Genomic DNA, 5,926 nt, shown 5'->3' with positions numbered 1-5,926 from the left:
CGGCTTGAAGCCGTTGCCGACTTCCTCGGGCGACACCGGCGGGGTGCCCGTTATCATCAGGCCGAGCAGGCCAGGATACCGGTCGATCATCTCCAGCCCGATATGGCCGCCGAGCGACCAGCCGAAGACGATGGCCTGGCCGACACCGAGCAGGCCGAGCACTTCGGTCATCGCGTCGGCGTAGCCCTCCATGCTGTAGGAGCGGTCCGGATCGATGGCATCGCCGGACGCGCCGTGCCCAGGCAGATCGGGAGCGATGAGGTGGTAGCGCTCGCCGAGCGGGCTCTCGAGCTGGTTGCGGAAGACCGCGCCGGAAGACGAATTGCCGTGGATCAGCAGCACGGCGGTGCCTTTGCCGTCGGTCTCGCGAACGGCGATCCTGCCGTGGCTGGTTTCAAGGGTGTTCTGCGAGATCGTCATCTTTGGCTCCGTCTGAAATTGCCCTGTTTCGAGGCAGTTGCACAACAAAGCGCCGCCACCTCCCCTAGCCCTGCCATAACATTTTCCCGGTCTCATGCCGTTGAAAAATCCTTTTCAAATAAGAACAATTATGCGTAGATTGTCAATTATCCAACTCCCGATGAACGGGAGGAAAACAGGGAACGGCACGATGAAATCCAAATCCGCAGGCAACAGAATCCGCCATATGCTGATGAGCACAGCGCTGATCGCAGCGTTTGCCACGGCGAGCGCACCGGCCTTCGCCGATGTCGTCAAGATCGGCCTGCTGGCGCCGATCACCGGCCCTGCCGCGGCGGACGGCCAGGAATTCCAACGCGGCGTGCAGATGGCGATCGATGAGGCGAACGCCGCCGGCGGCGTTGCCGGCAACACGTTCGAACTGGTGGTCGGCGACGTCAAGGATCAGTCCGCCGGCAACGTCACCAGCGCGGTCGAACGCCTGCTTGGCGATCCCGGCGTGCAATTCATGCTCACCGGCTACGCCAGCCTGACGAATTTCGAGATCGACAACATGGCAGAGGCCGAGATGCCCTACATGCTGGCGGCCACCTCTCAGCAGACCAGGGACATCATCGCGCCGAGCCCCGACAAATACATGTGCTGCTGGTCCCTGACGCCATCCTTCGACGCCTACAATACCGACGTCACCCTGTTCGTCGAGAAGCTCGCGGCCGACGGCAAGATCACCTTGCCGACCAAGAAGGTCGCCATCATCTCCTCCGACAATGCCTATTCGAAGACCATCTCCGAAGGCATGAAGAAGACCTTCAAGGAGAAGGGCTGGACCATCACGGTCGACGAGATCGTGCCGTTCGGCGAAGTGACCGACTGGCGCCCGATCCTGGCCAAGGTGCGCGAGAACGTTCCCGACGTCGTCATCAACACCGACTATCTGCCGGGCAATTCGGCGTCCTTCCTGAACCAGTTCCTCGAGCAGCCGACCAAGAGCCTGGTCTTCCTGCAATATGCGCCGAGCGTTCCGGAGTTCGTCGAACTCACGGGCAAGAAGTCGAACGGTGTCATCTACAATCTTCTGGGCGGTGCCCTGACGACGCCGAAGAACCCGCGCGCCGACGAGGTAGCGGCCAAATTCAAGGCCAAATACGGCGTCGAAAGCGGCACCTATGGTGTCGGCCTCTATGAAATGACCAATGTCTATTTCGACGCGGTCAAGAAGGTCGGCGGCGCATCCGACCATGCGACGATCATGAAGGCGCTGTCGGAGACCGACAAGCAAGTCGCTGAAGGCCGGCTGAAATTTGATCCCGCCACGCATCTCGCGACGCAGGGCGACGACTATATCCCGATCACCTTCTTTCAGATCTGGGACGGCCAACGCACGCTGATCTCGCCGGAAAAATACGCCACCGGCGCCTTCAAGCCGCAGCCCTGGATGCAGTGAGGCATGGCTCTGCTTGAACTGGACGACGTGTCGAAGGCCTTCGGTTCGCTGAAGGCCGTCGACGGCGTGTCGTTCAAGGTCGAGGCCGGCGAAATTTTTGGCATCGCCGGTCCGAACGGCAGCGGCAAGAGCACGCTGTTCAACATCATCACCGGCATCCCGTTCGGGCCGGACAGGGGCCACATCCGTTTTGACGGGACCGCGATCAACGGCAAGCCTGGACATGCCATCGCGCGCCTTGGCCTTGCCCGCACCTTTCAGCGCGAGACCAGCTTCGACGGGCTGACCGTATTCGAGAACGCGTTGATCGGCGCCAGCTACGGCCGGCAGGAGAAAGCGGCGGCCGCCGCCCGAGACGCGGCGGCCGAGGCATTGGAATTCGTTGGGCTGGGGCCTGCGTCCTTCGGGCGGCTGGCCGGCGAGCTTTCCGTCTTCGAACGCAAATGCCTAATGCTTGCCACCGCCATCGCCATGAAGCCCCGCATGCTTCTGCTCGACGAGCCGGCGTCGAGCCTGACCAAGCCCGAGATCGAGACGTCGATCGGGCTGATCCGCCGCACCGCCGAGCGCGGCATCACCATTCTCCTGATCGAGCACGTGCTGACCTTCCTGATGAGCCTGTCGCGGCACCTTCTGGTGCTCAACAATGGTCGCGTGCTCGCCGCCGGTGAACCGGAGAGCGTGATTGCGAACCAGCGCGTCATCGAAGCCTATCTCGGAACCCGGAGGGCGGTGGCGTGAATCCCATCCTCACCGTCGAAGGCGTCACCGCCGGCTATGGCCGCGTCACCGTGCTGCACGACATTTCGATGGAGGCCGGCCGCTTCGGCAATGTCGGCCTGTTCGGCCCGAACGGCCATGGCAAGACGACGCTGCTGCGCGCCATCTCCGGTCTCCTGCGGCCGAAGAGCGGCCGCATCCTGTTCGACGGGCAAGACATATCAGGCCTCAGCGCCCGCGCCATCGTCGGCACCGGCCTGATTCATGTGCCGCAAGGCAACCGGCTGTTTCCCGACCTCTCCATCGCCGACTGCATGAAGCTGGGCGCCTATTCGCCGCGTGCCCGCCCACATGAGGCGGAGAACCGCGAGAAGGTGATCAGGCTGTTCCCGAAACTGGCGGAACGCTGGCGCCAGCGCGTGCGCACGCTGTCCGGCGGCGAGCGCCAGATGGTGTCGATCGGCACGGCGCTGATGAGCCATCCACGCCTGCTGATCCTCGACGAGCCGACGCTTGGGCTGGCGCCCAAGATCAAGGACGAGCTCTGCGCCTCCGTCATGGACATTTCGCGCGGCGGCGTGCCGCTCATCGTCGTCGAGCAGGACATCGAATTCCTGCTGGAGCTGACGCAGCAACTCTACCTCGTCAACCATGGCGCGGTGGCGACCGAGATCAAGCCGGGCGAAAGCCTCGACCACGGCGAGATCATGTCGATGTATTTCGGACACTAGGAACGTCGAATGAGCGCATTGGCGGAAATCCTGTTCGGCGGCCTGTTCCAAGGCTCGCTCTACGCCATGATGGCGGTCGGTCTGGCTTTGGTCTGGACGACGATCGGCGTGTTCAACTTCAGCCATGGCGTGTTCATGATGCTGGGCGCCTATATCGCCTGGCAGTTGGTCGAGCTCGGCCTGCCCGCGGCGGTGGCCTTTCCGATCGCTGTCGTCGTCATGGCCGGCGTCGGCTGGATCCTGCAGGCGAGCGTCGTGCGGCCGCTGATCGGCCGGCCCAACATCGTGCTGGTCGTCGTCATCACCACCCTTGCCGCCGGATCTCTGATCGAGAACGGAGCGCTCACCATCTGGGGGCCGCGTTCCAAGCAGATCCCGGCGCTGATCGACGGCAACGCCACCATCGGCGGCGTCGGCGTTTCGCTCCACCAGATCGCCATCATCGTCATCACGCCGCTGATCCTGGCGGCACTGTGGATGTTCCTCAACCGCACGCGGCTCGGATTGGCGTTGCGTGCGGTGGCGCAGAACGAGGATGCCAGCCATCTGGTCGGGCTGAACGTCACCGCGCTCTATGGGCTCGCCTTCGCCATCGCCGCATCGCTGGCGGGGCTCGCCGGCATCTTCATGGGCGGTTATCGTTTCATGTCGCCCGTCATGGGCAGCGACCCGCTGCTCAAGGCGCTGATCGTCGTCGTGTTCGGCGGCATATCGAGCATATCGGGACCGATTTTCGCCGCCTATCTGATCGGCTTCTTCGAGGCCGCGTGCAGCTATTATTTCGGCCTCTACTGGACGCCGGCGCTGCTGTTCGGCGTGCTGATCCTGACCCTGATGGTGCGCCCCGAGGGCATTTTCGCCAGCCGCTCACGAGGCCTCGCATGACCGACATGACCTCACCGATCACCCAGATCCGTACAGCGGCGGCAACCCCGATCGCACCCGGCCGCACGCCGTGGAAGCACGAAGCCGTCGGCTTCGTGCTCGGTTTCGTCGTGCTGGCGCTGCTGCCGCTCGTCTTTGGCGACACCTATGCCCGCCACATCCTGATCATGGCCTTCATCTACGCCATCGTGGCGTCGAACTGGGACCTCAGCCTCGGCTATGGCGGCGTCTTCAATTTCGGCCATCTGGCGCTGTTCGGCATTGGCGTCTACGCCTACAGCCTGCTCACCAAGCTGGCCGGGTTCGACCCGTGGATCGCGCTTCTTGCCAGCGGCATCATCGCCACGCTTGCCGCGATCGTGGTGACCATCCCGATCCTGCGCCTGAAGGGCATCTATATCATCCTGGTCACCTTCGGCTTCGCGCAATTGGTCATGCAGGTGATCCTCAGCCAGTCCGACATCACCGGTGGCACGCAAGGGATCGTGCGTATCCCCGGCCTCTACTGGTTCGACCACAACATGGTCCGCGACGCCAAATTCGCCTATTTCTACATCGCGCTGGCGCTGCTGGTGGCGAGCACGCTGTTTCTGCGCGTGTTCGTGCGCTCGCGCGCCGGCGCCAGCATCGTGGCGTTGCGCGACAATGAGGAATATGCCATCAGCCGAGGCGTCTCGATCGTTCGCCAGCGCATGCTGACGCTGGCGGCAAGCGCCTTCTTCACCGGCATTGCCGGCGCCTTCTACGCCGCCTACCAACGCAATGCCTCGATCGACGTGTTCGGCATGAGCCTGGCGACCATCATCCTGTCGATGGTGCTGCTGGGCGGCACCAGCACCATCTACGGTGCCGTCGTCGCCTCCTTCGTGCTGACGATCTTCGCCGAGTGGATGGCCGATTTCGGGGCATGGCGCCCGATCATCACCGCGGTGCTGATCATCGGCGTCATGCTGGCCTATCCCAGCGGACTGGCAGGCATGATCAGGTCGGCATGGGGTGCGGTCGCCGGGCGGATCAAACGCCCGGCCTGACTGCCTGGAACAATAGCTCCGCTCAGCGCACGCCGCACCAGTCGATCACCGAAGCGGCAATCACCTTGGCGGTCTCGACCACCGATTCCACCTCGACATATTCGTTGGCGCCATGGAAGCCGTCGCCCGACGGGCCGAAGATGACGCCGTCGACGCCGGCGCCGGCATAATGCGCGGCATCGCACACGGCGACGAAGCCGCTTGCCTTCGGCGTCTTGCCGATAGCGGCCTTGCGTTTCATCAGCGACCTCACCAGCGGATGGTCGACCGGGGTGTTCATGGGCGGGAAATGCAGCCCGCCGAGTTCCCACTGGATGACAGGCGGGTTGTCGCGCAGCCAGGCGTCGGCCTCGGCGAAATGATGGACGAACTCCTCGAAGTCGCGGCGGTATTCCGACGAGTTTTCGTCCGGCAGGAATTTCATGTCGAGGTCGAGCACCGCGACATCGGGAATGATGGCCGGATTGGTCATCACCGTCGGCAGGCCATGTTCGCCAAGGCCCGTTCCGCCATGCATGACACCGATGTTGATCGTGTTCATGCCGACCGGCAGCAGCGGATGGGACTTCGCGCGTGTCCGGTCCAACTCATATTGGCGGACGGCGGCGATGAACCGCGCCGCGATCTCGATCGCGTTGACGCCCGGCTTCAGCCGGCCCTTGTCGTGCCTCTGCGGATAGATTTCGTTGTAGCGC

General features: G+C 63.4%; 7 protein-coding genes. 5 read left to right on the top strand and 2 right to left on the bottom strand.

Annotation, left to right across the window (positions count from 1 at the left end; genetic code table 11):
- Positions 1 to 420, bottom strand: a 420-nt coding sequence (locus tag EOA36_RS24815; RefSeq protein ID WP_145969292.1) for an alpha/beta hydrolase, incomplete at its 3' end; no start/stop codon positions are given.
- A 190-nt stretch (positions 421 to 610) separates the two neighbouring features.
- On the opposite strand from EOA36_RS24815, the gene EOA36_RS24810 reads away from it, so the two are divergent.
- The 5 genes from EOA36_RS24810 to EOA36_RS24790 are packed head-to-tail and all read left to right on the top strand — an operon-like array spanning position 611 to position 5,231.
- Entirely contained in the window at positions 611 to 1,864 is a 1,254-nt protein-coding gene (locus tag EOA36_RS24810) for an ABC transporter substrate-binding protein (protein WP_127279820.1), read from the top strand.
- A 3-nt stretch (positions 1,865 to 1,867) separates the two neighbouring features.
- The gene (locus EOA36_RS24805) at positions 1,868 to 2,605 is read left to right on the top strand and encodes an ABC transporter ATP-binding protein (protein WP_127279819.1); all 738 of its coding nucleotides are present in this window, start codon (positions 1,868 to 1,870) and stop codon (positions 2,603 to 2,605) included.
- Complete coding sequence (locus tag EOA36_RS24800; protein WP_127279818.1) at positions 2,602 to 3,315, top strand: ABC transporter ATP-binding protein; 714 nt, start codon at positions 2,602 to 2,604, stop codon at positions 3,313 to 3,315. Before EOA36_RS24805 ends, EOA36_RS24800 begins: the two co-directional genes overlap by 4 nt.
- Positions 3,316 to 3,324: 9 nt before the next feature.
- Positions 3,325 to 4,200, top strand: a complete 876-nt coding sequence (locus tag EOA36_RS24795) for a branched-chain amino acid ABC transporter permease (protein WP_027045159.1) — start codon at positions 3,325 to 3,327, stop codon at positions 4,198 to 4,200.
- A complete protein-coding gene (locus EOA36_RS24790) occupies positions 4,197 to 5,231 on the top strand; it encodes a branched-chain amino acid ABC transporter permease (protein WP_127279817.1) in 1,035 nt (344 codons plus the stop codon). Before EOA36_RS24795 ends, EOA36_RS24790 begins: the two co-directional genes overlap by 4 nt.
- A 22-nt stretch (positions 5,232 to 5,253) precedes the next feature.
- On the opposite strand, the gene EOA36_RS24785 is transcribed toward EOA36_RS24790, so the two are convergent.
- Positions 5,254 to 5,926: M20/M25/M40 family metallo-hydrolase (locus EOA36_RS24785; protein WP_127279816.1), on the bottom strand; the 673-nt coding region annotated here is incomplete at its 5' end.

It is taken from the genome of Mesorhizobium sp. M8A.F.Ca.ET.021.01.1.1 (genome assembly GCF_003998025.1).
In the GTDB taxonomy this organism is placed as follows: Bacteria; Pseudomonadota; Alphaproteobacteria; order Rhizobiales; family Rhizobiaceae; genus Mesorhizobium.
Note: the sequence above shows the minus strand (reverse complement) of the source record. Positions and strands in the feature narration are given on the sequence as shown.